This is a genomic window from Dyella terrae (assembly GCF_022394535.1).
Classification (GTDB): Bacteria; Pseudomonadota; Gammaproteobacteria; order Xanthomonadales; family Rhodanobacteraceae; genus Dyella.
Window position 1 is genome coordinate 3,948,326 of the sequence record NZ_CP089414.1, and the last position, 24,235, is coordinate 3,972,560.

Consider the following 24,235-nt stretch of genomic DNA (forward strand, 5'->3'; position numbering starts at 1 on the left):
ATTACCTCTGTAGGGAGTGCTGGGTGCGGTAGACGTCGGTCCAGAGGACGTTGGCCTGGTCGTAGTCGACCAAGTCGCCCTGGACGAACTGGGTGGGACGTGCGCCGGGGAGCTTGGGCACCCATCCCATGAATGCGGAACGGACCTGACCGAGCAGCGGCCGGAGCAACTCCGCTGCATCGATCCCGCGCGTAGAGGCGCGGTAGTTGCGTGCGATCACCACCACGCCGAAGGTGACGCCGGCATGCTGCTCACCGGTCGTGTTGCCGACGTTGGGGATGCCCTTCTCACGGGCCAGCAGCACGAAGGCGCAGGGCGGCCGGAAGTCGCGGAGGCTTTTCACCGCCGCGTACTCCACTGCGCCAAACACGCCGCCCGTCAGGAGCGGCGCATTGGTCTGCAGCTGCGTGATAGCGAGCTCGATGTCGAAGGGCTCGAAGTTCACTCGTAGATCTCCCACGGACCCGGGCGATAGGTCTGATCCGTCGTGGTCTGCGGGATGCCGATGCCTGGAACCGTGGTGGTGTCGCCGATGCCCAGCGAGAACTGACCGATCGCCGTCTGCTGCAGCAGCTTCAGTGCGTCCTGGTAGTCACGAGCGATCGGGTCCGTCCGAGCGTCCGTGATGCGGTCCTTGTGCAGCATGTAGCGAGTGATCTGGCGCGCCCACGCCGTGACGATGCTGGGAATGGGATTGAGCGGCAGCGTGTAACCACGCTTGGCCAGGAAGCCTTCGATCAAACCATCCGCATCGGTCTGTGCATCCGTGACGCGCGCCATCGCCTGATTGGCGATGGCGACGTCTGCCGGCGACCAGGCGCTGGTGTCGTTGCCGCGCAGCACCGCATCCATCAGCTGCGCGTCGACGACAGGAACGCCATCCGGGGTAGCCACCTGTGCGATCTCGGTGGCGCCCGGGCGTTCGGCAAGTTGAGCGGCAGTGATATACACGGGGCGCGCTTACTTCACCGGATCCTTCGGCGGTACCTGGCTGCCGTCATCCTTCTTGGCGGCCGACTTCTTGACGGTGACCTTGGCGTCGTCTGCCGCGTCTTCCAGCACGCCGGCATCACGCAGATAGGTGGCGTTTTCGTCGTTGTCGTCGAGCTCGATGACAGCGCCGAGCGGAACCGGCTTGCCGTCGTGCTTGAGAGTCGACTTCACGGTGAACTTCGACATGGAATGTTTCTCCTCGGAGGGTCACCGGCCGGGCTCTCCCGGCCGGTGCCTATCTCGCGCTTCGTGGGGTTATGACGTGACGCGGCTTAGTTGCCAGCGCCCTGGATGAGGAAGCCGGCCTGCATGCCGGAGAGCACCGGCGTGTAGTCGAACGTGACCGGGTACACCCAGCTCTTGGTGTTGGGATCCCAGTACGGCTGCTCGACCATCGGCATGCCTTCGATGTGGTAGGTGTAGGCGAAGCTCGGCTCTTCGGCGTTCGCGCTGGCATCGCCGCCACCCGAGGGAGCGACATAGGCGAGCACCACGTCGGGGCCCCAGACATCGCCGAACGCGTCGGTGACCGGATCCGCCGCCACCGCCGCACCCACGGCGACGTTCGGGATCTCCCACAGGCTGGCGAGAATCGCCGTCGTCACCGAATCGCGACCGGTGTATTTGATGCGGTCGAGGATCTGCGGGTTTTCCTTGCAGTTCTTCAGCGCCTTGGGCGAGATGATCGCCGTGTTCGGATACAGGCCCACCGTGGAGCGGATCGCTTCGCGGCCAGCCTGCACGTCGCTGATCGGCGTGCCCGTAGCCGAACTCCAGAGGCTCGTGCCGCTGAGTGCGAGCTTGTGGTTGGCGTCGAAGTTGGCGGCGTTGCGCGCCATGTTGGCGCAGGCCACCTCTTCGCCCAGCGTCATCACGTTCATGACGGTGTTGACGGCGCGAGTCGCCAGGTCGATGCCCGGAACCACGCTCGCGTCGCGCATCAGTTCGCGCGGCACGCTGCCTTCCAGGGAGTTCGGCACGATGGCGTACGGTGCGCCCTGGTAACCAAACTGGATGCGCTTGGTGGCGGAGCCCGGCGCGCGGGCGGTGTTGACCAGGCGGAACGACGACTTGTCGAACTGGATCACCTTGCCGCCGTAAGCGGCCACCGGCGCCAGCGGGAAAAGCTGACGGGAGACCAGCTGCGCCTGGCGATAGCCACGGGCATGCTGCGACAGGATGGGATCGACGATTCGCGCCTGGCCGGGCGAAAGCTGTGCGGTAGTGGTCATGGACTCTCTCTCGATGCGATGGGGGGGCAGAAGGCGCGTCGGCGAACCGGGCGTCAGTTCGGGATCAGGGAGACTTCGATCGTCTGGCCCTGCGCCGACGCTGCCTCCAGGGCAACGGCGACGGCGACACCGGCAGCCTTCGGGATTGCATTGCCATTGGCGTCGGACTGCAGACGCTGGCCAGCCGTGATCGCAGCACCGGCGATCACCACGGTGGTACCGAGCGTGTCGGCCGGGAACAAGTCGCCCGGGTTGGCATTGGTGCGTGCGACACCGGCGGCGTTGCCGCCCGCCGCTGAGGTGGCACCGGTGTAGTCGACAAAGGTCTGGGCGTTGACGGCAGCAGTGGCCTGCAGCGTCAGGGTAAGGACGGGATGGTTCTGAGACATGGCCGCTCCTGGAGTGGTGTCGGGCGTGAAAGGGGATCAGCCGCCGACCGCGCGGACGGCGTCGACCAGGCTGGTGTTGGGGTGCTGTGCTTGGTAGGCCTTCGCCTTCTCCAGGAGCGCCAGGCGATCGCGATCGACGGTGGCGTCCACCGGGGCGGCGAAATGGACCGGCTCATCGTTGCTGCCGTTGTCGCGGCTGAGTTCGCGGCCGTAATGCACGCGCGTCGGCAGGCCCTTCAGCAGCTCGCGGAACGCGTCCGCTGCCGGCTTGCTGACGGTGGTCTCGCCTTCGGCGAAGGAGATCGGCGCGTCGGCGCCCGGCAGCGCGAGCAGCAGCTCGACCACCGACGCCTTCTCGCGCGGCAGGAGGCGCCCTTCCTTGACCAGGTTCTCGGCGAAGTCGGCCGCGTCATTGCGGCGTGCCTGCTTTTCCTGGTTGGCGATGCGCTCTTCTCGGGCCTTGAGGTCGGCATCGCGCGTGTTGAGCGCGGTTTCGCGCGCAGCGAAGTCAGCCGCTGCCTGGTCGTTCTGCGACATGGGTTCTTCCTCGGTGGTGTGGTGTTCGGCAAACGCCGCAGTCGGCGTGGCCACGGTGGCGGCCGAGGACGACTCCAGCGACGCGAGTGCGTCATCGGGCAGCGTCTCGACGACGGACGGGTCGGTCTTGGAGAGGTGAGCGCGCAGCCCACGGAACAGCTGAGCGAGTGCCGCACCCAGTCCCTTGGTGTTCTCGTCGGCAAACTCGACGGTGACCTGGTCACCCTCGGCAAAGCTGGCCGCCGGCAGGCCCTTCACGGCCGGCGCGGCGGCGCCCAGGAAGCCCACGTGGCGCAGATAGAACTGGCCCGGCTTCGGATTGCCGGGCGTGTTGGGCATATACAGCGATGCGCTGATCTTCTTGTAGCGCCCTGCGTTGACGGCCTCGGCGAACTCCGGCGCGACCTGGTGGGGCTGGGCAAGCAGGACATCACCCTCGACGCGGAGCTGTTGCACCCAGCCGTAGGCCGGCGCGTCGATGGAAGGGTGGCCCACGACGAGAGGCGCGCCATCGTTGGCGGCGTCGTAGTTGCGGGCAATCTCGGCGAGGTCGGCCGGACTGACGTCGACCTGGCGGCCGTCGACGGCCGTGTGGCGGCCGGCACGGAAGATGGCGAGGGGCTGGGCAATGTCCATGCGGCCAGTTTCGGGACCGGGGCATCGCCAGGGAGAACGAAAACCTTCGCTCCTTTCGGGCCGGGTCGATCACGGCCGAGGGACGAAAAGAGGGGTGATCGAAGCCTACGCCGCCGGGTCGATGCCGAGCAACCACCCCGACCGGCCTTCGAAGGCGTTTAAAAGCCGTTTGAAAGCGCCGAGCCACCCGTTGCGCATGGGGTAGCCGCGACCCGGGGGGGCTCAGCGGCGCTTCTGGGCGGTTTTAGCCGGCGTCCTCCTGGCCAGCCGCCACACCCTGCAGGTACTCCTGGGTCATGGCCAGGATCTCGTCACTATCTGTCTGGCTCACCCCAAGCCACGGCCGTGCCGGAATAGTGATCTCGTAGGCCGGCAGCGTCACCCACTGCGCGAAGTTCGATTTTCGCTTGCTGACGAACAGGGGTTGCACTTCATCCTTGGTGGCATGGAAGTACGCCTGCTGAGAGCGAGCGGCGATGCTGATAGAACCACCGAACTGCTGGATGGCGCCGTAGGGTCGATCTGTGCCAAAGGCCAGCTCATTGCCTTGGACTTGATAGCGCAGTGTGCCTCGCAGCAGGTTGTCATACACCAGCAGCGGTGCGCCGGGGCGTGCTTTCTCCTTGCGCCTGGCATAACGCGGCGAGAGCGAAGCCCACGGTACGCCATCGGGCGAGGCCTTCGCGTCCCAGCGTTCGTTGTGGGCGATCAGCAGGTATTCGCCAATCGAGCGCATCAACGGCTCGGTGTTATCCAATGCGTTGGCCACGCCCTGGATCGCCACCATCGCGGCGCGGCCGTTGAATTCGATCTGAGCACCTGACATCGCAAATCTCCTACAGCGCGCCGTCGATCAGCACCAGGTCGCCAGATTCCCTGGAGGACTGCAGTGCGGCTTCGTCGAGCGCACCGATGGTTCGCACGGCGTTCGTCAGGTCGGTAGCCTGCGTGCCCTGCAGCTCGTAGCCGACATGGATCGCCGCGCGCCGACCATTCGCGACGTCGGCCACATAGACCAGGAGCCGCTGCCGCGCATCGAGCAGTACGGCTAGCGGCTGCCTGAGCGCCTGGGGCAGCACGCGTAGCGCTGCCTTGGGAAGGCCGGTGCGGTCGGCGTTGTCGAGTGTGTGTGTGACCACCGAACCCTGCATGGTGACGGCCGCAGTCGCGGGCTCTATCCCGGCCTCGGCTAATGCCGTCACTACCTTCGGTGACAGCGCCCCCGCGATGGTCGATAGCTCAGACGACGCCGGCATCGCTGCCTGCTTGAGCCACTGCCCGTATTGCGCATCGAGCGCACGTGTTGCCGTGGTGTTCGATAGCACCTCAGCCGCGCTCCGCGCCGCTGCGTCGGCCGGGAACCGTGCCGACTTGGCCAGCGTGTCCACGACTTGGTTACCGAAGGCGGATGCGCCTGGCGTGTATCCGAAGCCGGGATCCACGCCGGCCGGGGTTTCCACGACGCGCGGTGATGGCCCCTTCGAACCGACTGTCACTTCCTGCATGTCGTCGGCCGGTGCCGTGTCAGGACCGTGCTTGCCGAGACGGATCAGATCCCGTTGGCTCAGCGACTCGATGGTGCACTCGCAACCCCAGCCGTTCGGCGCGAAGTGCGTCTGCCACCACGGATCATCGGCGTGCAGGATCAGGCCGTTCCACGCCAGGTGCATCGGGCGCGGATGCAGCACGCTGTCGCTATGCCGGTAACGCCAGAAGGGACGCAGCGCCTTGACCGCCTGCAACTGCTCGTAGCGGCCGGCCGCATAGCTGGTGCGAAGGTTGGTTTCGTAGATGACGCGGCTGCGCCAGTTGCGCCCGCCGTTGTAGCTCCAGCCGTACTTCTCGACGATCTGATCGAAGTCCTTACGGAACGATGCTAGCGTGCCGCCCTGGCTGATCGCTTTGTCGACGGCGTCTCGGAAGTCGGCCACCAGATCATCGCGATTGGCACCGGCCACCACGAACGCGTGGTCGTGCTGTTCCTGCCAGATATCCGTCCACGCGTTCGTGGACAGATTGAGCTTGCGTCGGAAGAACGCGATCTGCTCTTGAAAGGGCAGCGATGCGAGTTTGATGGAGGCGTCAGCCACGGTCCTGCGCCTTCCGCGTCAGATGCCAGCCCTGGCAGTGCGGGCAGCGATAGACCCGAAGGTGGCGAACCCGGGCTTTCCCGGCGACACGCGCAGCGGCACGCAGGGCTTTCGCCTCACTGTGGTGCCGGATCTTCCGCTGGCAGTTGCGCTCGCTGAGCGTGGCGTTCATGCGCCACCTGCAGCGTCCACAATGTCCTGGCGGCCCACCAGGTGCGCGGCAGCGAGCGCCTGACCCATGATGGTGCTGTAGTCGTCGAGCGACATGCTGGGCTGCAGCTTGAGCACCGCGTCGCGCAGCTCTTCAAGCGACGTCGCCTTCTCGACCAGGTTGCGCAGCTGATCCACCCAACGGGTCATCACCGGCTGCATCGCGCGATCGAGGTTGTCGGTCATACGCGAGGCGGCATCGACTGGGTTGGTCCCCTCGGCGAAGGAGGCGGCCGCACCAGGCGTGACATCGCCAGGCTTGCCGGTGGGATCCGCGCCCGGCGGAAGATCCAGGGTGACGTTGGTAGCGGGAGGCGCGCTCTCGACCCACTCGCCGCCGTAGGTGTCCTGGATGTAGCGTAGCGACGGCTTGAAGCCCATGCCGGCCACTTCCTTGTCGCGATCGGCGCGTTGCTTCAGATCCTCCGGTTCGTCGACCACACGGTAGACGCGCGGCGGCTGTGCCGAGGAGAAGTTCCAGGCGGTTAGCCAGCGGGCGATGGTGAGGTTGAAGCTCTCGCAGATGAGATCTGCGTCGGCCTTGACGAGATCCTGGCGCACGTCGTGCTGCATCTCGCTCTTGTACTGGCCACCACGCGATTCGCTGGTCATGGACTGGCCGATCACCACCTTGGCGATCATCTCGTCCATCTTGTCGTCGAGAGCTTTGTAGTCGGCGGTGCCGGAGCGCGCCGCTTCCAGCAGCGTCAGCTCCATACCCTTCGGCAGGATGATGCCCGAGTCGGTCTGCACGGCCAGCGTGGCACTCAGCAGCGCAGCACGTTCGGCGGGCGTCGCGGCCTGGTCATAGTTGCCCACGGCGGTGGGCATGCCGAACTTCTCCAGGAACGTGAGCCAGAACTTCAGGCCATTGCGCTTGAACAGCGTCGGCCAATAGAGCCAATGCGCCAAGCCGAGTCCATACGGTTCATCGTCGTTGTCCGCGCCAGTGGCGAAGTTCCAGAAATACGGCGACTCGCACAATTCGCCCGGCACCATGTTCTCGTAGGTCAGCAGGCGCAGCTTGGCATCCTTGTCGAAACGGAAGCGGCGTCGATTGCGCACGCGAATCGCATCGAGAGTCACCTTGCTTCCATCGCGGGCGTAGATAGCTTCGGCAACGGCGTAGCCGTAAAACACGCCGTAGTGCATCTTGCCTGTCACATTGTCCCAGCCGATCTGCTGTAGCTGTTTCTCCACGAATGCAGCGGCCTGCTTATCGACGCGCGCTTCGGAGGCAGGATCCACGCGCCACTCGCACTGCGTGATGGCCAAGCGGCGCTGCTGCAGCACCGTCTGCACCTGCGGCTCACTCAGCACGTTCTCGTAGACGCGGTAGTCGTCGCCACGCCGATTGAGGAGGCGGTCCTGCGGCACCAGCAGCGGGCCAAGGTAGCCGCGCGTAATGTCGCGGCCCATGCCGATGGTGGCAATCTCTCGGTGCTGTTCAGGCACCGGTGGCGTGTTCTGGTAGGTGTCGGTCATGAGATGAAGCCACCGAAGTCGTTATGGCCTGGCACGGTGCCGAAGCCGGTGTCCGTGAATCGAATGCCTGGGCTGTCCTGCATCATGTCGAAGGAGGCACGCGGGCCTGCGCTCTGAAACTCGATGGGCGTGCCGAGGTTGCGGCTGGCGTAATGCATGAGGGCAATAGAGATCGCGGAGTCGCCGTGGCGCTTCGTGCCGTCCTTGCCGGTCGATCGCTCATCCGGCACGCGGGCGACGCCGCGAATCAACTTGACCAGACGTAGATCGGATGCCGTGTCGGCGTCTCTGGGCAGCTCGATCATGGCGTCCTGGAACGCGGCCTTGAGCGGCGGCATCTGCTCGCGGTACCAGTTCTCGGTGAACATCACGAGCTCGATGCGACCAAAGCCGTATTTCTGGGCGAGGAACTCCGCGACCGCGTTGCCATTGCCGCGTGCATCCACCGCGGCCTTGCTGAAGCGCGGCAGGCGATCGCACACGAAATAGAGGATCTGTTCCTGCTGGCGATGCGGCATGTTCCGCAGCTCCAGCATCAAGGGCACGCGCCGCGTCAAATCCTTGAGGATCTGGCCCACCGTGATCACCGAAAGGTCACCGCTGCGACCGAAGTCCTCGCCGACGACACTGGTCAGATCGGGATCGAGCTGCGCCAGCACCGGTGCCACTTCATCGTCGAGCCACTTCTGGATGACATCGCGGCGGTGTGCGTCAGGCTCGCGCTCGAAGCCTTCCGGGCACGCATAGCGCAGTACCTTGCCGCCGCTGCTCATCCGGGCTTCGATCAACGTGCCCGTCAACCAGGAGCCGGAGCCCTGGGACGGAATCACATCGAGCTCTTCCGTCGCTGCATCGCCGTAGGTCTTGCGGATAGCCGCCTTCCACGCCGTCTCGGTCTCTGGCGTCCAGTCCTTCTGCTGACGCAGGCAAATGCGCTGATACAGACCTTCGTCGCACGCGTCATCGAACGTGATGCGGTGCAGACTGCCCAGGCGCTTGCCCGAGCGAATATCGTCGACCAGCTGATTGAACGGATTGTCGGTGCCGTCGTGCGTGGAGATCACGCGGACCTTGCCGCCCCACATCAGCAGAGCGATCGCCGCCTTGAGCAGTTCCTCCAACTGGCCGTGGAACGCCGCCTCATCGATCACGACGACGCCCTGCTTACCGCGCAGGTTCGCGGGACGACTGGACAGCGCGACGATGCGAAAGCCAGAGGCGAAGCGGATCGTGTACGTCTTGATCGACTTCTCTTCCTTGCCCTCTTCGAACAGCTCCTCGCCTTCCTCGATCGCGCCGGCCGCCTGGTTGAAGATGCGCGCCCACATGGCGCAGGCCTCGATGTATTCGATGGCCATGTCCATGTTGTAGCCGATGTAATACACGTTCATGCCGCCGGCACTGCGCTCGGCACCGGCGATCAGCACGTCATCGCCAGCCTCGGCCCATGTAAGACCCGTTCGACGACTCTTCTCAGCGACCTTAAAGTCGGATTTGTCCGCGACCCAGCGCTGCTGGTACGGCAGGAACGCCGCTGGCACGTCGCTATCGACCGTGCTCGGCATGTCCGCTTTCAGCTGCTCGTGCAGCGTGCTGGCCAGCGGGCGCTTGGTGAGATCCTTGGTCATGCAATTCCCAGGATCTGCTTGCGGATGGTTTCGGCGGCCGAAGCGCTTAGGCCGCCAGCCTTCACCGTGGCAGCGAGCTTCTCTTCCTGCTCCCTGGCCAGCGCTTCGCGGGCTTCCTTCGCGATCACCTGGCGCTCGGCCAGGCTCATCTTGCGCGCCTCTAGGACGTTGCGAGCGCCACGCGCCAAGGCTGCTATTTCCTTGATCGACAGTTCCTCCTCGGCGTCGTTGGCCTTGAGCGCTGCGTGGGTGGCCAGCGTCGTCACAGCCTGCACCAGGAGCTGGCCAGCGCGGTCGTTCGGATCCTCGCCCAGCTCGGAGACCAGGGCGTTGCTGGCCGCCTGGATATCGCGCATGCGGCCGGCGAGCTCGCCGAGGTTCTGGCTATATCGACCGAGGGCGCTGCGACTGGGGAGGTCCGCACTCGGGAACCGCTCGGCCACCTTGGCCAGCAGCTCATCGAGCGTGTATTTGTCCTCCCGCAGCAGCTTCTCCAGATAGGCGCGCTGGTCGGCCGGTAGGCGTTTGATGGAACTCTGGCGTGGCATCGGCGTTACCGGGGGCTGGGCCGGCTGACGCCGGGCACCGTGCATTCGCCAGCGACCACGTCGGCGCCGCGCGGCTTGAGGGTGCAGAGGTAGAGGCCATCTACCTCCGGGATCGGCTGAAGCTCCAGCAATCCCTGGTCGCGCAGCCAGTGAATGTCGGTGGCCACGTCATCGCGCGTGGCCAGCACACCGAGGTACTGCAGGCCGGCACGAAGGTTGGAGCTGTTGAAGCGATACCCGGGCTGCTCCGACAGGAGCCGCAGGATCACCAGTCGGCGATCCTCGCGCAGGCGATCAGCAAAGGTCTTCATCTAGTTGTTCTCCAGAAGATGGTCCTGAATGCTTTTGAGCATCTGAGTCATGGTTTGTGTCTGACCGCTGATCGCTGCGACGCTCTCCACGACTTCGCTGATGTCATCGCGCAGGTCGGTGAGGTCGCGATGCGTCGGCATCGTGTTCACGCGCGCTTCGAGATGAGTGAGGCGATCAGCGAGTAGGCGGTTGTCGGTCGTGAGTGCACGCACGTCCGCAGACTGCGTGCCGATATCGTCAGTAAGGCCTCGCACATCCGCAGATTGCGTGCTGATGCGCCAGCCAACGGCCAGCAACCCCAGCAAATTGATCACCAGCAATCCAATGACGACGGTGGAAACGGTGTCGCTCATCGGCCATGCATCCGTTTACGCTGTTCGTAGTCGTGCGCGCAGCTCGCGCACCGACTGGTTTTCCCTGCTAGCACGATCAGGCGCGCAGGCTCGATTGGAAGGTCGCAATCGATACATAGGCCTTCGATGCCATCCTTTCGTGGCTCAAAGCTCGCCGCTATACGCTCGGCTGCGAGACGCAGCGCACGCTCGCGATCAGCGGCCTCGCTTTCCTGGGCGCGGTCCATGTCATCGCTCACGCAGCGTTCCCCATTGCGAAAGATCCCTGCTGTCCAAAGTCGGTCATGGTTGTGGCGTAGTGATGGTCTTGGTGGTGGCGCGGTCGGAGTTCGCCTCTTCGAGCTTCCCGCGCCAGTCCTCAACCCACAGCAGCGCATCGATCAGGCAAACGGCTGGCACGCCCAGATACGTGCAGTTCGAGGCGGGCGGATTGGGTTCAGCGATCGGTGCGGTCAGCTTGTCATCGACGGGCCGATAGGCCGGTACTGGCACCTCAATGACTGACGGCGGGGGCGGTGTGGGTTTGGCCTGATGGCTGGAACAACCGCTGAGCAACAGCAGGACACAGAGGCATACGCACCAGTTCGGCGCAGTCGGGGCTTTCATGGGCGGCTTTCCTTTCGGCGTTCTGGCGCTGGCGAATGGCGGTGGCCAGCTTGGCGTTTGTCTCGTCGCGCTCGATGAGCGCTTTGTCGGCCACTTGCTTTGCTACTTCGGCGGAGCGCTTCTGTGCATCGAGCGATCGCTTGATGTTGTCCAGCGCGGAGGCGGAGGCCTGGGCACGGGCGTCGGCTGCTCGTGCCTTCCCTTCGGCATCGATCACCTTGGCGCTCGAAGCGGCAGTGGCGCTCTTGAAGCCATGCGAATCGCCGATGGCATACGCGCTGAAGGCAACCGCTCCCACGAGGACAAGTTCAATGCCAATCTCGCGCAGGCTCATGTGCACACCGCCTTTCCGCCCCAGCCAGCGGCAACATAGGCGGGCTCCAATGTGAGAAGGATCCGCTTCACGTAGGCACGGTTCTCCTGAAAGGCGCTGGTGCTGCGGACTCGGTAGTCCGCCGTGTTATCGAACCAGCGAAGCTGATCGCGGCCGTTGGCTTGGGCAAGTGCCTGTTCACGGCGCAGCATCGACTCGCCGCCGTTGTATGCGCTAAGGGCAAAAGCCCAGTTACTGCATGCGCCACGTCCTGGGTTGCGTGTCAGGAGCCAGTGGTCATAGACAGCGGCGGCGCGAGCTGACCAGGCGGGATCCCACGGATCGTAGGGACCAAGCTGGGGGAACTTCGCGGACAGCCAGCGTCCCGTCGCCGGCATGAACTGAGCGAGGCCCTCGGCGCCCGCCGGGCTCTTGGCGTTTGCGTTCCATACCGATTCCTGGTGCAACTGCGCGGCGAGCCTTGCCGGTGACGAATCAACGCCCCATTCCTCCGCCGAGGCCTGTTCGACCTGGAGTCGAAGGCGAGCGGAAACATCCGGGATACGTACTGTCTGCGCATGGGCGCTGGAAGCACCGAGCCAGATGATCACGACACCCGCGAGTAGGAGGAAATACGGCGTCCACTCGCGCCAGCGCGGAAGCTTCAGGCCCATCCGCTGCGCGGTCCACCCAGCGACAAGCCACATGGCACCCCACAGGATCAGGAGGAGACCGCCGATCACGGCATCAATCCTGCTGCCACGATCACGGCCGCCATCACCAGCGCGCGACGCGACTGAGCCATCGAACGTTCCAGGCCGTCGAGTTGATTCGGGCGCGAGTTCCAGGAGGCAGCGCGGTCGAAGCCGTAGCCGAGCACTGCCGCCAGGCTCAGCTTGCTGATCACCCAGAGATAGGAGCCGAACTTGGCCGGATTGATGAAGCCACCGATCAGCGCCAGCAGAAGTACAGAGAACAATGCCCACAGCAACATGCGGCCACCGTCATCGATGATGGCGGCAAAGCGCTGATAAGCGGCGCGCAAAGCGTCTTTAGGGTTCGACATCCGGGTCTCCTGATGAGAGGTGCCGGCGCGGTACCAGGGGGAGGAGTACCGCGCCGGCGAGGCAGGCGCGCCAAGGGGGTAACGCGCCGTGCCGTCAGGATCAGGGATGGGTATGTTCGGAAGGGAACGAAAAACTTCGCTGTAGGAAGCCACCAATTGCTGGTGTCAGGAGTGCCCTACACGCCGCCGAGCATATTCGCAGTAACATCCGCGCCACAAGTCACAAGGGGAACATCATGAAGCTTGCGATGCTGTTGGGGCTGGCCCTTCTTGGGGCAGCAGTTTCGGCGCATGCCGATGAGCTTAAGGGCGACGCCATTGTCTGCGAGACGCCTGAACCGCTGGCAATGTTGGCAAAACCAAACCTTGCGGGGCAGCCCGGTAGCGTGGTGATGAAGCGGGTGGACGCCACAGCAAAGTTCTACAAGTTGTCCGGTCAGGCTAACGGAACGCTAGCCGAAATGACCGCGCAAGAAGATCGAATCAGGGCAGCTGGTCAGCTCTCAGGTAACTCATCAGCTCAGGCGACGCAGGCAGTAGCCAATCAGCAATCCGCAACGACGCAGCAAAATGAGGCCGACTCATTCCTTCGTAGATGCGCCACAACTGGCTCGGACGTGCAGCAAGTTTCAGTCATCGAGCGCCATCCCATTTCGGGAGAGGTCAAGATCCGAGCGATGATCAAAGGCGCGAGCGCTGATGTATGGACAATCGCTACTTATCTGCGCTGATGCTCAGCTATCAAACAGGCTTCCTTGCATCTTCCGCAGGAAGATGACCCGCTGCTCAGCCGCAATCTGTTCCACGCGGCGCTCGGTGATCCCGTAGCGCCGCGACAAATCGGCCTTGTTTCGCCCGTTGTATTCCAGGTAGATGCGCCGATCGCGCAGGGCGCCCCTCAGAGAATCTCCACAAGGAAGATAGATCTGGCGACCACCGAGGTATTCGCCGATCGCCAACGCCGCCTGCTGGGCTTCGCTGATCGCGTCATCCTCTGAGCGACCTCGTTTGACAAACAATGCCCGGAGCACGTCGACCAGTTCCGCAAGCGTCGACGGCCAGCGGTCGCTGGGGGGCTCGATGCCCGCAAGAGAGGCATCGGTGGCGGCGTCCTCAAAGAGATCCGACACTGCGTTCTCCGAATAGGTAAGTCAAATACGAGCGGCAAGCCGCATTACGGCTCGCCACGAACATCTAGGCGATCAGGTATCTTTTGCTTGGTGCGCCGGATAGAAGCCTTAAGGCGCTTCTCTTCCCGGGCCAGGCGTTCGACGCTTTCGTTCAACGCCTTGATGCGGTCTCGGACGATTCGATAGTCGCGCCAAGCCATCTGTAAGGACTGCCCGTTGCGTGCGATATAGTCGAATGGGTCGAGCATTGCGCAGCACGCATCGCAACGTACAGTTCGTTCATGCGTGTCGATCTGCAGCGAACGGTGGTTGCAGTGAAACACAGGCGAAGAGCTCTTCACTTCCATCGGACACGGCGGAAGATCGTCGCTCGGTTTGAAGATATGGATGACTTTCTCGTCGCTCATCAGTCGTATCCCCCTAGTTGCGTTGGTTCGTGTTTGCGCCGCTCATCGTTGGTGCCGGCGTAATAGGCGCGCTTGAGAAGCGAATGGACGATGCCCTGGTAGACGGGCCGGATCGTCGAGACCTCACGCTGGAAACGGGTGCGCCACAGCTCTTGCCAGCGCCTCTTCCTCTCCTCGACTTCTTCCCGGTGCATGATCATTCCCTCTCAAAGCCGAGGGGGAGCGGTTGCTTAGTGAGCCGGCGAGATTTCGGTATGACCTGGCCGTCCGGCATGTGGATCTGACCTGACCGCACGTTGCGATAGGAGACGTTCACCTGGTCGCCAGCCACATAGACGAATTCGAGATCTCCTTCGTAGTGCTCCTCGCACTCAACAGCTTGCGTGAGAAGCTGCACGACCTTCATGCCAGCAGCCGCTGGCATGAGGTAGTCGCGGTAGCCGATCTTGAAAACGCACATCTGTTCGCTCTTTGGCTTCGTAGCCATCACTTCCTCCGATTGGCATTGATCTGAAGCGCCGCCACCAAGCGATGCAGTTGGTCTGGCTTGAGCCACTCGACGCGCTGGACGCGGAACATGCGTTTGGCCGTAGCGTGCGCGTAGGCCCACGGCTTGCCGCGCTCGGCCAGAATGGCGCTTACCTTCCCGACCATTGCTGCCAGCTCGTCCCTTACGTTCTGGGGAGCGTCCGGTAGCTCGATCGCCGACTGCATCTTCTTCTGGGCTTCGCCTGCAAGCCGCCGCATCTCGTCCAATACCAGGGAACGGCCCTTCGCATCGAGGTCGGCTGCGCTGGATACGCCACCAACGCGCTGAAGCAATGCCACGTAGGTATCGCGATCGAGGTGCAGGCGCTTGACGGCCATCACGTGGATGGCCGCCAGTTGCTTGTTACGCCGCGCTGATGCGGCGGATGTCGTTGTGACCGTCATGGCCGCTTCCTCGGAACCCACTTCCGTCCGGCCTGCTGGGATCGGCCGCCCGAACGCGCGAAGGCAGCCCACCGGAACGCAGTCGATCGACCTACCTCCCAGCGATGCTGGATCTCGTCCACGCTGGGAGGCTTACGCAGGGTGCCGAGCCAATAGGCGATTTCGGCGGGAGATCCGAGCGGCACAACTACACCTCCAACTGCAGCTGCGCTGCGACCTTGGTGGCGTTCGCCGCCCAATGCGCCCACGACGCCAGGAAGAGCGAGCGCACAGCCACCTTTCCCGGCCAGCTGTAGTAGACGCGGCCAGAGGCGATGCGCTCGACCTCGCGGGTTTCATCGCCGACCGTTACGGCGTCGCCCGGCTGAGGGTCGACGCGGGGATCACGTGATTGGGTCATGGTGTCACTCCACCCGGCGCAACGATCCAGATCGTCACGCACGGAATCAGGTTGATGCAGAGGCGGCGATTGGCGCGCGACCAATGCGCGCCAATCCAGAGGCTTCCGGGACGAAATAAGACGCCGGCCTTCACGCTGCCTCCCGCTTGAGGGCCGCCGGAATGTCCTGCGGATCCATCACGGGGCCCCACGCGTAGATCGGCATGAGGATCGGCTCTTCGCTGCCGGAAATGACCCAACAGTTAGGGTCAGTGGCGCTGCGCCAGGCCATCATCACCACGCCGACGTCATCGCTGGCGTCATAGGCGCTGACGAATACATCAACAAGCGGCGGTGGCGACGTTGCAGTCACGTCGTTCCAGCCAGGGAAATCGCCAGTGTGGATGTCAGGAAGAAACTGACGCTGGCCAGCGCGATTTAGGATCGACCATTTGACATCCGCGCCGAGGCCCTGTGCCAGCCCCTTCAGGCCAGCCAGAACATCATTGAGCTTCTCTTCGGCGAAGTCCGTCACATGCCGCCAAGAGCCCGCAGTATTGATTTGAAGTGTGAGCATCACTCTGCTCCTTGATAGATGGCGCTGACGCACAGATGTGCGAGCTTCAGCGTGATGGCGCGGGTTTCGGGCGCGATGTCCGCTGCGTGATCATTTGCTTCGAAGAAGGCGATGGTGAGTCCGGCAATCACCCGGGCGTCGCTGCTCGCATCTGGGTTATCCAAGATCTTCCTGGCGTCGTCGCGGTTGAGCGTGATTTGGGCCATGTCACACCGCCGCGATGTCGAGTGGGAGGGCCTGATAAGCGCCGTTCGAATCGCGTTTGTAGAAGCGGACGTAGCTCTTGCTTCCCACGACCTGGACGGCCTCACCTATCGCGTCCATCGCCCTGCGCCAGCGCGCGTCCTGGATATCCAGCCGCTTGAGCGCCAGCACACTCCCGGTGCGGATCTTGCCGCTGGCGTCGACGCGGAAGGCGTCCTGCACCAGGAGGGCGATCTCGGGCCGGGCATCGACCGTCCACTCGCGCAGGCAGGCGTTGATCAGTTCTTTGGCCGCCTGCAGGCGTTCGTCGAAACTGATGCTTTCCTGGATCGAACGCTGCACGCGCAGCTCGCCGTCGAAGGACAGCAGCGACACGTTGCCCTTGGTGCCACCGACCTTGACGTCGTATTCGCCCACGCTCAGCTCGACGAAGGCGGCGAGTTCCGCGAAGGCATCGCGCTTGAATTCGGCGATGACCTTGTTCACGACCTCCGCCTTCGCCATCAGGGAGCGCACCAACTCGTCGCGCATCTTGTCGATGGTCTTGATCTGGCTTTCGGGCACGAGGCGACCCTTGGCATCCTGCCAGTGGCCTGCGGGGATGGTTTTCTCAATCATGTTTCATGTCCTTGTCGTCTTGCTGCGCCTCGAAGTTGGCGCGGTGCATGTGGTGGAGCGTGTCGCGGTACCGCTCGCCCAGCCAGGGCGGTGCGTGGTCTTCGTCGTCGTCGGGATTCGGGCAGCGCACGTGGCTGGCCAGTGCGGGCGGTAGGGTGGTGTCCTTCACGACCGCCCCTCCGCAACCCACGCATCGAGCGCCCGCTGGCTGGCATCGACTGCGCCCTTCAGGCCGGAGTAGATGGCGGGATCGGCGATGCTGATCAGATACATGTCGAGCGCATCCCGAGCCGTATCGCGGTTGAACTGCAACGCCTTGAGCACGTTCTCACTGCGCTGCACTGCTACACTGAAGTTGCGTCTCCGCTCGGTGACGCCCTGCGCTTGTTTCCGCTTGGCGCGCGGCGCTGCCTTTGCACCGGCGCCATCGGTGCCTTTGCGCCGGGTGTGGTCGTAACCAGGCGCGATGCCGTAGTGAGGCTTTCCCTCATCCAGCGACACCACCAGTTCTCCTGCGCGCTTGCGCTGCCCAAGGATCGTGTTGACGGTGTTCCGGTCCGTCCCTTCCGGGAGGGCCTGCATGATGCTGTCGAGGTTGAGCGTGATGCCGGCGTCGATCAGGACGCCAAAGATGTCGCTGGTCAGGGACATGGTCTAGCTCCTCCGTTGAAGGCGATGGCGACGGCGCCGACTGCGTGCTTTGCGGTTCTTGACGTGGCCGTTGTGCTTCTTCGGCCGAGTGCCCGGTTTTTGGTGGCTCGGCGAGCGGCGAGCCGAACGACCCCGAGCATCGATGTCGTAGGTGACCGGAAACGAAACGGCAGGCAGCGAGGGGACTGAGAGGAATGCGGATCCCAGGATGGCGATGGCGAGGCGGCGCATGAACATCGCATCAGGCCTCCACGGCCATGCCAGCGTTGCGACGGACCGTGCGGACGGTCCACTGCACGCGGCAGCCACTGATCATCGCGACCATTACATGCTCGCGGTGCTGGTCGAAGGTCTGGCTCTTGTGGAGCGCACCCTTGACCTGGTCACCCTTGGGCTCGCCATCGAGCGTGATCACCGGCCGCGCACTGCGGACGGCGATATCGGTCACAGTGGCGCCGGCTTCGTCGAGGACATGGATGGCAGCGAGCACGTTGCAGGTGGCAAGACGGAGCAGTTCATTAAGCGGATTCATGGGTCTTCTCCAGCGGCAGCCCGAGCTGCCCGCGTAGATCCGGCATGGCGACGCGCCGCATGGCGCTGATCTGCCGGAGGGATGTCATGGATCGCGCCAGGAGGAATTCGCAGGCGCGGTTGAGTTCGGTGCTGTTGGCGGCGATGTAGTAGCCGTGCGTGGGCTCAGCGCAGATCGCGTGGCCGGCCATGCGAAGGGCGACGATCACATCGCGCAGCTGGCGTTCGGCTGCGGTGTTTCGGTGCCCGAGGATGGCGACTACCAGTTGCTCGGCGGTTTGCCCGTTGTCCGCGCCCACCCGCAGTGCTGATCGCACGGCGTGCGGCGTCAATTCCTGCTGAATGGACTCGGTGTGCATGGGCTAGGCCTGCACGTCGATGCCGCCGGTCCGTTCGACCTGGCTTCGGTGGGTTACCTCGGACGTTGCCAGAGCCACCAAGCCAGCGGCGTCGAACACCACGAGCGTCTCGGCACGGCTATCGTGGACCCCGAGCATCAGAGGATCATTGTCCAGCTGATAGATGGTCCTACCGCTGCATTCCGCGACCTTCTTCGCCTGCCTGACGATGAGCCACGCAGGCGCACCCTTGATGATGTGACGGGCGACGCTGCTCATCGTTCGCTCCCCATCAGCTCTGCCGCCGCCGCGCGCACGTCTTCGCAGCACACCGGGCGACCGCCATCAGCGGCAGCGTGCATGGTGGCCAAGCGCAGCACCTTGGTCAGGGAGCGCAGCGCGCCGCTGCCCGTGGCGATCGACACCAGGGTGTTGCGGCACTTGGCATCCTCGATGCCCCAGGCCTTGATGATCGACAGGATGTCGGCCTCAGTGACCTTCTTGATGCTCAGGCGCTTGCCGACACGGCTATACAGACGGTCCAACTGCTGGGCATTGCGACCACCCGCCATACGGGCGAACACACCGTCATTGCCGACCAGGGCAATGCCGATGCCCGTCACGTCGTAGATGCTGCGGATCTGATCCAGGGCCGGTACCGAGAGGTGCTGCGCTTCGTCGAGGATCAGCAGGCCGTTGGTTTCCTTAACCTTCTTGATGATGGCCTTGGACATCCGGCGTGCACCACCACCTGGCGACAGACCGAGGGCGTCGCAGATCTCTTCCAGGGCCGTCACGACGCCAGCCGTGCTGGGCGACATCGTGGCAATCCATACGTTGGGGCTGTTCTCGTTGTAGTGCTTCAGCGCTTCGCTCTTGCCGACGCCAGCCACGCCGTGGACTACGGCGATATCGCCGGCCATCTGGGCATAGCCAAGCGTGCCAAGGATGCGCGCGCAGGTCGGGGTGTTGACGTAACCAGGTGCGACGGGCATCTGGCCGCCAGCGGCGCGGCGGTTGGTGTCGTGGTCAAGCCACAGGCGCATCTTCTGCTCGACGCCTTCGTTATCGCCGAGGTACTTGCCGTTGAGCCACTGGTTCAGGGTGGTCGGACTGACACCGGCCTCTTTGGCCAGCACGGACTGGCTCAGCCGCTTGTCGCGGTTCTGCGCCGCGCGGATCTGTTCACGCAGTTCGTTGTCGCCCTGATAGATTGTGGTGACGGTTGCGGTATCGCTCATGTTGCTCCCCTTGCGTATGGGTGGTTATTGGGTGTTGCCGTGTCCTAGTCGCAGCGGTGCGCCAACACCGCTGCGGCGCTAGATCTCTTGTTCCTTGCGCTGCCTGGCCTGCTGGAACATCAGCAATTCGAGAGCGCTCGGGCCTTCGGTACCGGTCGCAGCGAGGCGTTCCGGTTTCGGATCGGGTTTCTTGCCGTGCAGACCGAATACCGGCGCCACGACAGCGGCGCTGGGAAGATTCGGTGCGTGTGTGGGCGGCAACTGAGCTGCCACCTTGGCGGCATCCAACAGGCGCTCCGCCTCTAGCATCTGCTTGGCGGCCTTGCGGTACTGCTTGCGGCCACGAGCGTGTTCACGCGCCGCATTGACGTCGGCGAAGCCCACGGCAGCGATGCACGGCGCCGTCGCGATGAACGTACCGTCGAGCGCGTAGACGTGCGCTTCTCCCTGCAGGTGCCAGGGATCAACACGCAGTACGACCTTGCGGCCGGCATACTCGCTTAGCGCTTCGGTCCAATAGCGATTGCCGTCGAGGCGCACGCTGCCGTCGACCGAACTGGCGGTGACGGCTTCGGCAGCGAGGAGCAGCAACCGCAGCTGCTCCTCGCTGACTCGGCGCACGACGGTGTTGGCGTAGTTCTCGTTGAACACCGTGTCGAAGCTCCTGCCTTTGCAGACCTTGGTGCGGCGTCCCTGGCGTGCGTTGTGTTCGTGAATCTCGCTCGTGACGACGCGCTCAAACTCAGTCCATTCGATCGCGCGGCTGCCGTAGTTCTCCGGCTTGTTGGTAGGGCTGTTGCCCACGTAGGCGCCCGCGAAGGCCGGGTGCTTGGAGATGCGCTCGCAGAAGTCGAGCCAGGCGCGCTCGATGGGCTTGGCCTGGCCGTGATAGGGCGATACCCAATGCACGCCGTCGGCGCCAACGAGTGTGGTGATCAAGCCGGCAGGATCTTCTTCACGCACCTTGAAGCGGTAGCGTGTCGGTGTGCCACCGGTCATCCATTTGCTCGCGAAGGCGCGGCCGTTATCCAGGTACACGCTGCTTGGGACGCCATAGATGCGCAGCATGTCGCCGAAGCTCAGGCGCACGACGTCACTGCTCTCCTGGTCGCACAGGCGCCATGCCAAGATCTTGCCGCTGTAGAGATCCTGCCAGCCCAGAATGCACGGACGTCCTTCGCTCCCATCGGGGAAGCGCACGCGGATATCCCATTTGTGGCCATCGGCATTCACGGCCTCCAGTGCGGCGAACATGCTGCGATCGCGCTCCTGTGCCGGATACGAGCGCATGAGTGCCTCTTCGCCCTGGCGTGCCAACAGACGGACGGCGCGCGGCAACTCGCGCTCGATGCGGCGTGTGAAGGTCTTCAGGCACGGCAGCGTCCAGCCGCTTACCTTGGCGATACGCTGCAGGCGGTCGTAGCAGCTGCTCGCCGTAGGCTGTTCCACGCGCAGGTAGTCAGCCTTGAACAGCTCCCACGCCTCGGGTTCAATCTCGGCCGTCGACGTGCGACCGCTGTAGTGCGGCACCAGCAATGCCAGCCAGTCCTTTGAGTCCGCGCCTTCGACAGCGGCTTGCCAGCGCGCAATGGAAGCAGCGCTGACATTGGTGCCGGCCATCTGGAGCTGCACAGCAACAATCTCTCGCGCCTGCATCAGTGGCGTGTTGTTGATTACCAAGGTGCGCACCGCATGCAGGGCCTTGAGGCGATTTGCGGCCTTATCCTTCTGGTCCTGCTTCACCGCGTCGTAACGCTGCCAGGCCGAGCGAATCTGCGCATCGCTGCGGGCCATCGTCACGGTGGGGCGTGCAACCGATGCCGGCCGCTCGCGAAACAGGATGGCTGCCTGGGCCTCCGGCGGCAGCGAGCTGAAGCCGTATTCCCAGCCCTTGCCGTGCTGCCGGGCGCGACGCTGCCAGCCATCACGTTCAGCGCGGCTGTTGATTCGGCGTTCTGTGCCCGGGAGAGACGGGAGACCAGCGAGATCCGATGCGGTGTACCAACGCTCAAACGCCGTTCCATCGGCCATTAACGGACCCTCCGGCGCAGGTCTTTGAGTTCTTTCAGCCGGGCATCGGTGGAATCGCGCTCGCTCATCAAGCGCCCGATTTCCGCATCAATCGTTTCGGCGCCGACCGTCAGGCGGCCACCGTGAATGCCTGCGTGCCAGCTGGCCAGCGACGTGGCCTTGCAGACGACTTCCAGGACGGGTGCGAGCCACAGCGGGCAGTTGAAATCCTCGCGGGCCGGCGCGGTGTAGCTGTCCAGCATGTTTTTGGTGACGTCCTTGCCAGTGAGCCGGCTCGCGACAGCGGCCACCTCATGACGATCCATCCCCGCGCGATGGGCATCGGCCAGCATGCCCGCGATCAGCTCGCAGACGGTCGCGCGATAGTCCATTGATCCCGGTAGGAGCCGTGGCTGCTTCGGGATGTCGAACAGATCCCCGCTGTAGGCGCCCCCATGCGCCCGCCGCGTCATTGCACGCCCCCGATGGCGAAGAAGCCGGACCGGATCTGATCCACGGTGCGGACCAGGAGGGCGCCCGAGGCATCGCTGGCTACGTAACGGTCGGCGCCATCAGCCCAGATCACGCGCCAGTTGGCATGAGCGTCGACCAGCTGGCCGGTGCCTTCGTCGGTCTCCGGCTGGCGGCTCTCCAGGAGGCAGCCGACCGGGAACGACGGGTGGCGGGCTGGGCGCCGATTCGAAGATGCAGCCGCGAGGCTGCGGGCATAGATAGATGCCATGTTTAACCCCCTGCAGGCTTTTGTGGATTGCGGCCGGAGCCCGGGGTGGTAGCCTTGGGAACGACCGTGAAGTGGGCCGGACGAAGCGGCTTGGAGCCGGGCGTGCGATTGGATGTGCCGTCGGCGTTGTAGCGAGTTGGCCAGACGTCCTGCGGCTGCATGTCCAGGGCGCTGGCGATGATTCGTTCCGCCTTGGGGTACGGCCGGTGCATCGCATGGGCGATGGCGGTTCGGGACTTGTAGCCATTGGCCACGGCCAGTTGAACAAGCGACCAGCCCGCTTTTCGCAGTGCTGCCACGATGTCGGCCGGGTGCCAGTCCTGCGGGGCTGGCTTTTTTCGGACGGCGCTTGTGGTCATGTCTGTGTGGTCCCCTTTAGGTGGTATCTACGGTGTAGACAGTACGCATATCTTCTAGCTTTAGCAAGAGAATTTGCGGCGTCCGATTCGATCTTGATCCGCAAATTTGCGTGTTCACGTTTAAGGGCTTTTAATTCAATGACTTCCAGCAAATCGGACGCAGCTGCACTGAATCGGACGCAAGGTCCGATTCCTTGCCCGGGAATCGGACGCAGAATTGCGGCTGTGGCGGACGTCGTGGGAACTAGAAAATATGCGGCTGAAACGATGGGGGTCTCACCAGATGCCCTTCAGCGCTATATCCGGGATGACAACAACCCGACGTTTGATGCCGTCGCCAAGCTGTGCCATGCGGGGAATGTGAGCTTGGTTTGGCTCGCGACCGGCCAAGGCGAGATGGCTGAAAACCCTTGGAATCAGCCTTCTTTTGCTGTCTCTCAAACGACGAGACTGAATAGTGAAATCTTGCGCGAGGCGGTCAAATTGCTTCGAGCCATCTATGACCTCGTGGGCGCCAGGTACGACATGGAGGCCGATCCGGATCTCCTGGTCGAAACCTATGCGTTCCTCGCAGATCACGACGGGCAATGGACGTCGGCTGATGTGATCGATTTCAGCAAGCGCCTGGCAGACCGTCGTCGGGCGAAGGAGAGGCAGGATGCAGAGGGACAGGGGACTTCAAGCTCAACGACTGGCGGAGCTGGTGCTGGCTCGGGCAAGGCAGGACGTATTCCAGGACAGGGCAGCTGGTAGCAGCTCGCGGAGCAAAGGCCCGCTGGGAACGATTCGGCGTAAATATCTGATCCATCAAGCTCGGCAACTCGCCTGCCGATACAGTCTTGAGGAACAGCTCAATGGCTTTGTTTTGGCTGCTGGGCGCGAGGCGATTACGGGCCTGGACCCGACAGATCTGGAGGCCTTAGTCGAATGGCTGGAGGATCTCGGTGGCCGTGTGGCGACCGCGTGTGATCCGCCTCACGCGCCACCAGCCAGGTGACCGGAAGAACGGAATGGCGAATCCCAACGACCTCGGGCCCAAAGCAAGGGCCCTCTACGAGGCGGTTAAGAAGATCAAAGAGGAGCAGGAGGCGGCGGAACGTGAGGCTGCGGGCCGTCCACAAGCCACGCAGGCCGAGATCGAGGGCGCGATGGTCGATGACTTCCAGGCCTACCGGGAGTGGGTCGAGACGCATGGTGACGAGTTCCAGGAGTTGATGGACAAGCACGCCCACGAATTCCCGGAATTTGAGGATGAGCCCTGGGAGGAGATGCCGCCGCCAGGCGAGTCCCCGGCATGGTTCAAGGATCCGCCCTCTGAAGAGGAGCTTCATTCGTTTGCTGGAGCGGCGGTTGCTCCCGTGGCTCCGGCGCAGGGCGTCCTCGGTGATGACACGCTTGGGCGCCTGATCCAATACTGCATGCCATTTTGCAGGCGCTGGGTGCCGCGCTACTTCAAGGTGTTCGCCCCTCTCGCCATCCTGTTCATTGTGGTGAGGTTCCGGCAGCAATACCTGAGGTCGGGCGTACCCTGGTATCAGTTCGGCCGCTGGCTTGATGCAAATGACCCGATGATCGTCCCGAAGATGATCGGGCTTGGCGCCCTCGTAGCGGGCTGGGTCGTATTCATGTGGCTGGCTGTCGATGCAGAACGTGCAAGGGTCCGCCGTAAACGCGATTTAAAGGCTGCTTAAGCCGCCATTGATGCCGGCTTCAATTC

At 63.7% G+C, this 24,235-nt stretch carries 40 protein-coding genes; 3 read left to right on the plus strand and 37 right to left on the minus strand.

What is annotated here, in order from left to right:
• Position 1 precedes the first annotated feature (1 nt).
• The 18 genes from DYST_RS17230 to DYST_RS17310 form a co-directional block, all read right to left on the minus strand.
• On the minus strand, positions 2-445 hold the full coding sequence (locus DYST_RS17230) for a phage tail terminator protein (protein WP_239946951.1): 444 nt from the start codon (positions 443-445) through the stop codon (positions 2-4).
• Complete coding sequence (locus tag DYST_RS17235; RefSeq protein WP_239946953.1) at positions 442-951, minus strand: DUF1320 domain-containing protein; 510 nt, start codon at positions 949-951, stop codon at positions 442-444. The genes DYST_RS17230 and DYST_RS17235 overlap by 4 nt, the downstream gene beginning before the upstream one ends.
• Positions 952-960: 9 nt before the next feature.
• Positions 961-1,179, minus strand: a complete 219-nt coding sequence (locus DYST_RS17240; protein WP_239946955.1) for a hypothetical protein — start codon at positions 1,177-1,179, stop codon at positions 961-963.
• Positions 1,180-1,265: 86 nt separating this feature from the next.
• Complete coding sequence (locus DYST_RS17245; protein ID WP_239946957.1) at positions 1,266-2,225, minus strand: hypothetical protein; 960 nt, start codon at positions 2,223-2,225, stop codon at positions 1,266-1,268.
• 53 nt (positions 2,226-2,278) lie between these two features.
• The gene (locus tag DYST_RS17250; protein ID WP_239946959.1) at positions 2,279-2,614 is read right to left on the minus strand and encodes a capsid cement protein; all 336 of its coding nucleotides are present in this window, start codon (positions 2,612-2,614) and stop codon (positions 2,279-2,281) included.
• Between the two features lie 36 nt (positions 2,615-2,650).
• On the minus strand, positions 2,651-3,787 hold the full coding sequence (locus tag DYST_RS17255; protein WP_239946961.1) for a phage protease: 1,137 nt from the start codon (positions 3,785-3,787) through the stop codon (positions 2,651-2,653).
• A gap of 244 nt (positions 3,788-4,031) precedes the next feature.
• Complete coding sequence (locus tag DYST_RS17260; protein WP_239946963.1) at positions 4,032-4,613, minus strand: phage virion morphogenesis protein; 582 nt, start codon at positions 4,611-4,613, stop codon at positions 4,032-4,034.
• Between the two features lie 10 nt (positions 4,614-4,623).
• Positions 4,624-5,877 (minus strand): phage minor head protein, encoded by a 1,254-nt coding sequence (locus tag DYST_RS17265; protein WP_239946964.1) that lies wholly within the window; start codon positions 5,875-5,877, stop codon positions 4,624-4,626.
• A gap of 168 nt (positions 5,878-6,045) precedes the next feature.
• A complete protein-coding gene (locus tag DYST_RS17270) occupies positions 6,046-7,572 on the minus strand; it encodes a DUF935 domain-containing protein (RefSeq protein WP_239946965.1) in 1,527 nt (508 codons plus the stop codon).
• Complete coding sequence (locus DYST_RS17275; RefSeq protein ID WP_239946967.1) at positions 7,569-9,200, minus strand: hypothetical protein; 1,632 nt, start codon at positions 9,198-9,200, stop codon at positions 7,569-7,571. Before DYST_RS17275 ends, DYST_RS17270 begins: the two co-directional genes overlap by 4 nt.
• On the minus strand, positions 9,197-9,748 hold the full coding sequence (locus tag DYST_RS17280; protein ID WP_239946968.1) for a phage protein Gp27 family protein: 552 nt from the start codon (positions 9,746-9,748) through the stop codon (positions 9,197-9,199). The genes DYST_RS17275 and DYST_RS17280 overlap by 4 nt, the downstream gene beginning before the upstream one ends.
• A 5-nt stretch (positions 9,749-9,753) precedes the next feature.
• Positions 9,754-10,059, minus strand: coding sequence for a VpaChn25_0724 family phage protein (locus tag DYST_RS17285; RefSeq protein WP_239946970.1), 306 nt, complete (start codon positions 10,057-10,059; stop codon positions 9,754-9,756).
• Positions 10,060-10,413 carry a DUF2730 family protein gene (locus DYST_RS17290; protein ID WP_239946971.1) on the minus strand — a complete coding sequence of 118 codons (354 nt, stop codon included), beginning with the start codon at positions 10,411-10,413 and terminating at the stop codon, positions 10,060-10,062.
• Positions 10,410-10,790, minus strand: coding sequence for a TraR/DksA C4-type zinc finger protein (locus tag DYST_RS24380; RefSeq protein ID WP_428993924.1), 381 nt, complete (start codon positions 10,788-10,790; stop codon positions 10,410-10,412). The genes DYST_RS17290 and DYST_RS24380 overlap by 4 nt, the downstream gene beginning before the upstream one ends.
• Positions 10,696-10,905 (minus strand): hypothetical protein, encoded by a 210-nt coding sequence (locus tag DYST_RS17295; RefSeq protein ID WP_239946972.1) that lies wholly within the window; start codon positions 10,903-10,905, stop codon positions 10,696-10,698. The genes DYST_RS24380 and DYST_RS17295 overlap by 95 nt, the downstream gene beginning before the upstream one ends.
• A gap of 1 nt (position 10,906) precedes the next feature.
• A complete protein-coding gene (locus DYST_RS17300; RefSeq protein ID WP_239946976.1) occupies positions 10,907-11,353 on the minus strand; it encodes a hypothetical protein in 447 nt (148 codons plus the stop codon).
• Complete coding sequence (locus DYST_RS17305; protein ID WP_239946979.1) at positions 11,350-12,075, minus strand: transglycosylase SLT domain-containing protein; 726 nt, start codon at positions 12,073-12,075, stop codon at positions 11,350-11,352. Before DYST_RS17305 ends, DYST_RS17300 begins: the two co-directional genes overlap by 4 nt.
• Entirely contained in the window at positions 12,072-12,398 is a 327-nt protein-coding gene (locus DYST_RS17310) for a putative holin (RefSeq protein WP_239946981.1), read from the minus strand. The genes DYST_RS17305 and DYST_RS17310 overlap by 4 nt, the downstream gene beginning before the upstream one ends.
• Positions 12,399-12,634: 236 nt before the next feature.
• Here DYST_RS17310 and DYST_RS17315 point away from each other — a divergent pair, with 236 nt between their 5' ends.
• Positions 12,635-13,129: a hypothetical protein gene (locus tag DYST_RS17315; RefSeq protein WP_239946984.1), complete on the plus strand. Its 495-nt coding sequence runs from the start codon at positions 12,635-12,637 to the stop codon at positions 13,127-13,129.
• A gap of 3 nt (positions 13,130-13,132) precedes the next feature.
• Here DYST_RS17315 and DYST_RS17320 read toward each other — a convergent pair whose 3' ends face one another.
• From DYST_RS17320 to DYST_RS17410, 19 genes are all read right to left on the minus strand, one after another.
• The gene (locus tag DYST_RS17320; RefSeq protein WP_239946985.1) at positions 13,133-13,528 is read right to left on the minus strand and encodes a Mor transcription activator family protein; all 396 of its coding nucleotides are present in this window, start codon (positions 13,526-13,528) and stop codon (positions 13,133-13,135) included.
• A gap of 44 nt (positions 13,529-13,572) precedes the next feature.
• The gene (locus DYST_RS17325) at positions 13,573-13,935 is read right to left on the minus strand and encodes a hypothetical protein (RefSeq protein WP_239946986.1); all 363 of its coding nucleotides are present in this window, start codon (positions 13,933-13,935) and stop codon (positions 13,573-13,575) included.
• Positions 13,935-14,129 carry a hypothetical protein gene (locus DYST_RS17330; protein WP_239946988.1) on the minus strand — a complete coding sequence of 65 codons (195 nt, stop codon included), beginning with the start codon at positions 14,127-14,129 and terminating at the stop codon, positions 13,935-13,937. The genes DYST_RS17325 and DYST_RS17330 overlap by 1 nt, the downstream gene beginning before the upstream one ends.
• 2 nt (positions 14,130-14,131) lie before the next feature.
• Positions 14,132-14,422, minus strand: coding sequence for a hypothetical protein (locus tag DYST_RS17335; protein ID WP_239946990.1), 291 nt, complete (start codon positions 14,420-14,422; stop codon positions 14,132-14,134).
• On the minus strand, positions 14,422-14,868 hold the full coding sequence (locus DYST_RS17340; RefSeq protein WP_239946991.1) for a regulatory protein GemA: 447 nt from the start codon (positions 14,866-14,868) through the stop codon (positions 14,422-14,424). The genes DYST_RS17335 and DYST_RS17340 overlap by 1 nt, the downstream gene beginning before the upstream one ends.
• Positions 14,869-15,055: 187 nt before the next feature.
• Complete coding sequence (locus DYST_RS17345; protein ID WP_239946992.1) at positions 15,056-15,268, minus strand: hypothetical protein; 213 nt, start codon at positions 15,266-15,268, stop codon at positions 15,056-15,058.
• 130 nt (positions 15,269-15,398) lie between these two features.
• Entirely contained in the window at positions 15,399-15,827 is a 429-nt protein-coding gene (locus tag DYST_RS17350; protein ID WP_239946994.1) for a hypothetical protein, read from the minus strand.
• Positions 15,824-16,030 carry a hypothetical protein gene (locus tag DYST_RS17355; protein ID WP_239946996.1) on the minus strand — a complete coding sequence of 69 codons (207 nt, stop codon included), beginning with the start codon at positions 16,028-16,030 and terminating at the stop codon, positions 15,824-15,826. Before DYST_RS17355 ends, DYST_RS17350 begins: the two co-directional genes overlap by 4 nt.
• Before the next feature lies 1 nt (position 16,031).
• A complete protein-coding gene (locus tag DYST_RS17360) occupies positions 16,032-16,646 on the minus strand; it encodes a DUF3164 family protein (RefSeq protein ID WP_239946998.1) in 615 nt (204 codons plus the stop codon).
• Positions 16,639-16,815 carry a hypothetical protein gene (locus DYST_RS17365; protein WP_239947000.1) on the minus strand — a complete coding sequence of 59 codons (177 nt, stop codon included), beginning with the start codon at positions 16,813-16,815 and terminating at the stop codon, positions 16,639-16,641. Before DYST_RS17365 ends, DYST_RS17360 begins: the two co-directional genes overlap by 8 nt.
• Positions 16,812-17,297 (minus strand): hypothetical protein, encoded by a 486-nt coding sequence (locus tag DYST_RS17370; protein ID WP_239947002.1) that lies wholly within the window; start codon positions 17,295-17,297, stop codon positions 16,812-16,814. The genes DYST_RS17365 and DYST_RS17370 overlap by 4 nt, the downstream gene beginning before the upstream one ends.
• A gap of 241 nt (positions 17,298-17,538) precedes the next feature.
• A complete protein-coding gene (locus tag DYST_RS17375; RefSeq protein ID WP_239947004.1) occupies positions 17,539-17,829 on the minus strand; it encodes a hypothetical protein in 291 nt (96 codons plus the stop codon).
• Positions 17,816-18,187 (minus strand): hypothetical protein, encoded by a 372-nt coding sequence (locus tag DYST_RS17380; protein WP_239947014.1) that lies wholly within the window; start codon positions 18,185-18,187, stop codon positions 17,816-17,818. The genes DYST_RS17375 and DYST_RS17380 overlap by 14 nt, the downstream gene beginning before the upstream one ends.
• A 3-nt stretch (positions 18,188-18,190) precedes the next feature.
• On the minus strand, positions 18,191-18,445 hold the full coding sequence (locus DYST_RS17385) for a hypothetical protein (RefSeq protein ID WP_239947015.1): 255 nt from the start codon (positions 18,443-18,445) through the stop codon (positions 18,191-18,193).
• Entirely contained in the window at positions 18,442-19,407 is a 966-nt protein-coding gene (locus DYST_RS17390; protein ID WP_239947016.1) for an AAA family ATPase, read from the minus strand. The genes DYST_RS17385 and DYST_RS17390 overlap by 4 nt, the downstream gene beginning before the upstream one ends.
• A gap of 78 nt (positions 19,408-19,485) precedes the next feature.
• Positions 19,486-21,438 (minus strand): transposase domain-containing protein, encoded by a 1,953-nt coding sequence (locus DYST_RS17395; RefSeq protein WP_239947018.1) that lies wholly within the window; start codon positions 21,436-21,438, stop codon positions 19,486-19,488.
• Positions 21,438-21,809 carry a hypothetical protein gene (locus tag DYST_RS17400; protein ID WP_239947019.1) on the minus strand — a complete coding sequence of 124 codons (372 nt, stop codon included), beginning with the start codon at positions 21,807-21,809 and terminating at the stop codon, positions 21,438-21,440. Before DYST_RS17400 ends, DYST_RS17395 begins: the two co-directional genes overlap by 1 nt.
• Positions 21,810-21,886: 77 nt before the next feature.
• On the minus strand, positions 21,887-22,159 hold the full coding sequence (locus DYST_RS17405) for a hypothetical protein (RefSeq protein WP_239947020.1): 273 nt from the start codon (positions 22,157-22,159) through the stop codon (positions 21,887-21,889).
• 2 nt (positions 22,160-22,161) lie between these two features.
• Positions 22,162-22,518 (minus strand): helix-turn-helix domain-containing protein, encoded by a 357-nt coding sequence (locus DYST_RS17410; protein WP_239947021.1) that lies wholly within the window; start codon positions 22,516-22,518, stop codon positions 22,162-22,164.
• 225 nt (positions 22,519-22,743) lie between these two features.
• Here DYST_RS17410 and DYST_RS17415 point away from each other — a divergent pair, with 225 nt between their 5' ends.
• Both DYST_RS17415 and DYST_RS17420 read left to right on the plus strand, forming a co-directional pair.
• Entirely contained in the window at positions 22,744-23,271 is a 528-nt protein-coding gene (locus DYST_RS17415; RefSeq protein ID WP_239947022.1) for a helix-turn-helix domain-containing protein, read from the plus strand.
• Between the two features lie 257 nt (positions 23,272-23,528).
• Positions 23,529-24,209, plus strand: a complete 681-nt coding sequence (locus DYST_RS17420) for a hypothetical protein (RefSeq protein ID WP_239947024.1) — start codon at positions 23,529-23,531, stop codon at positions 24,207-24,209.
• Positions 24,210-24,235: the final 26 nt, after the last annotated feature.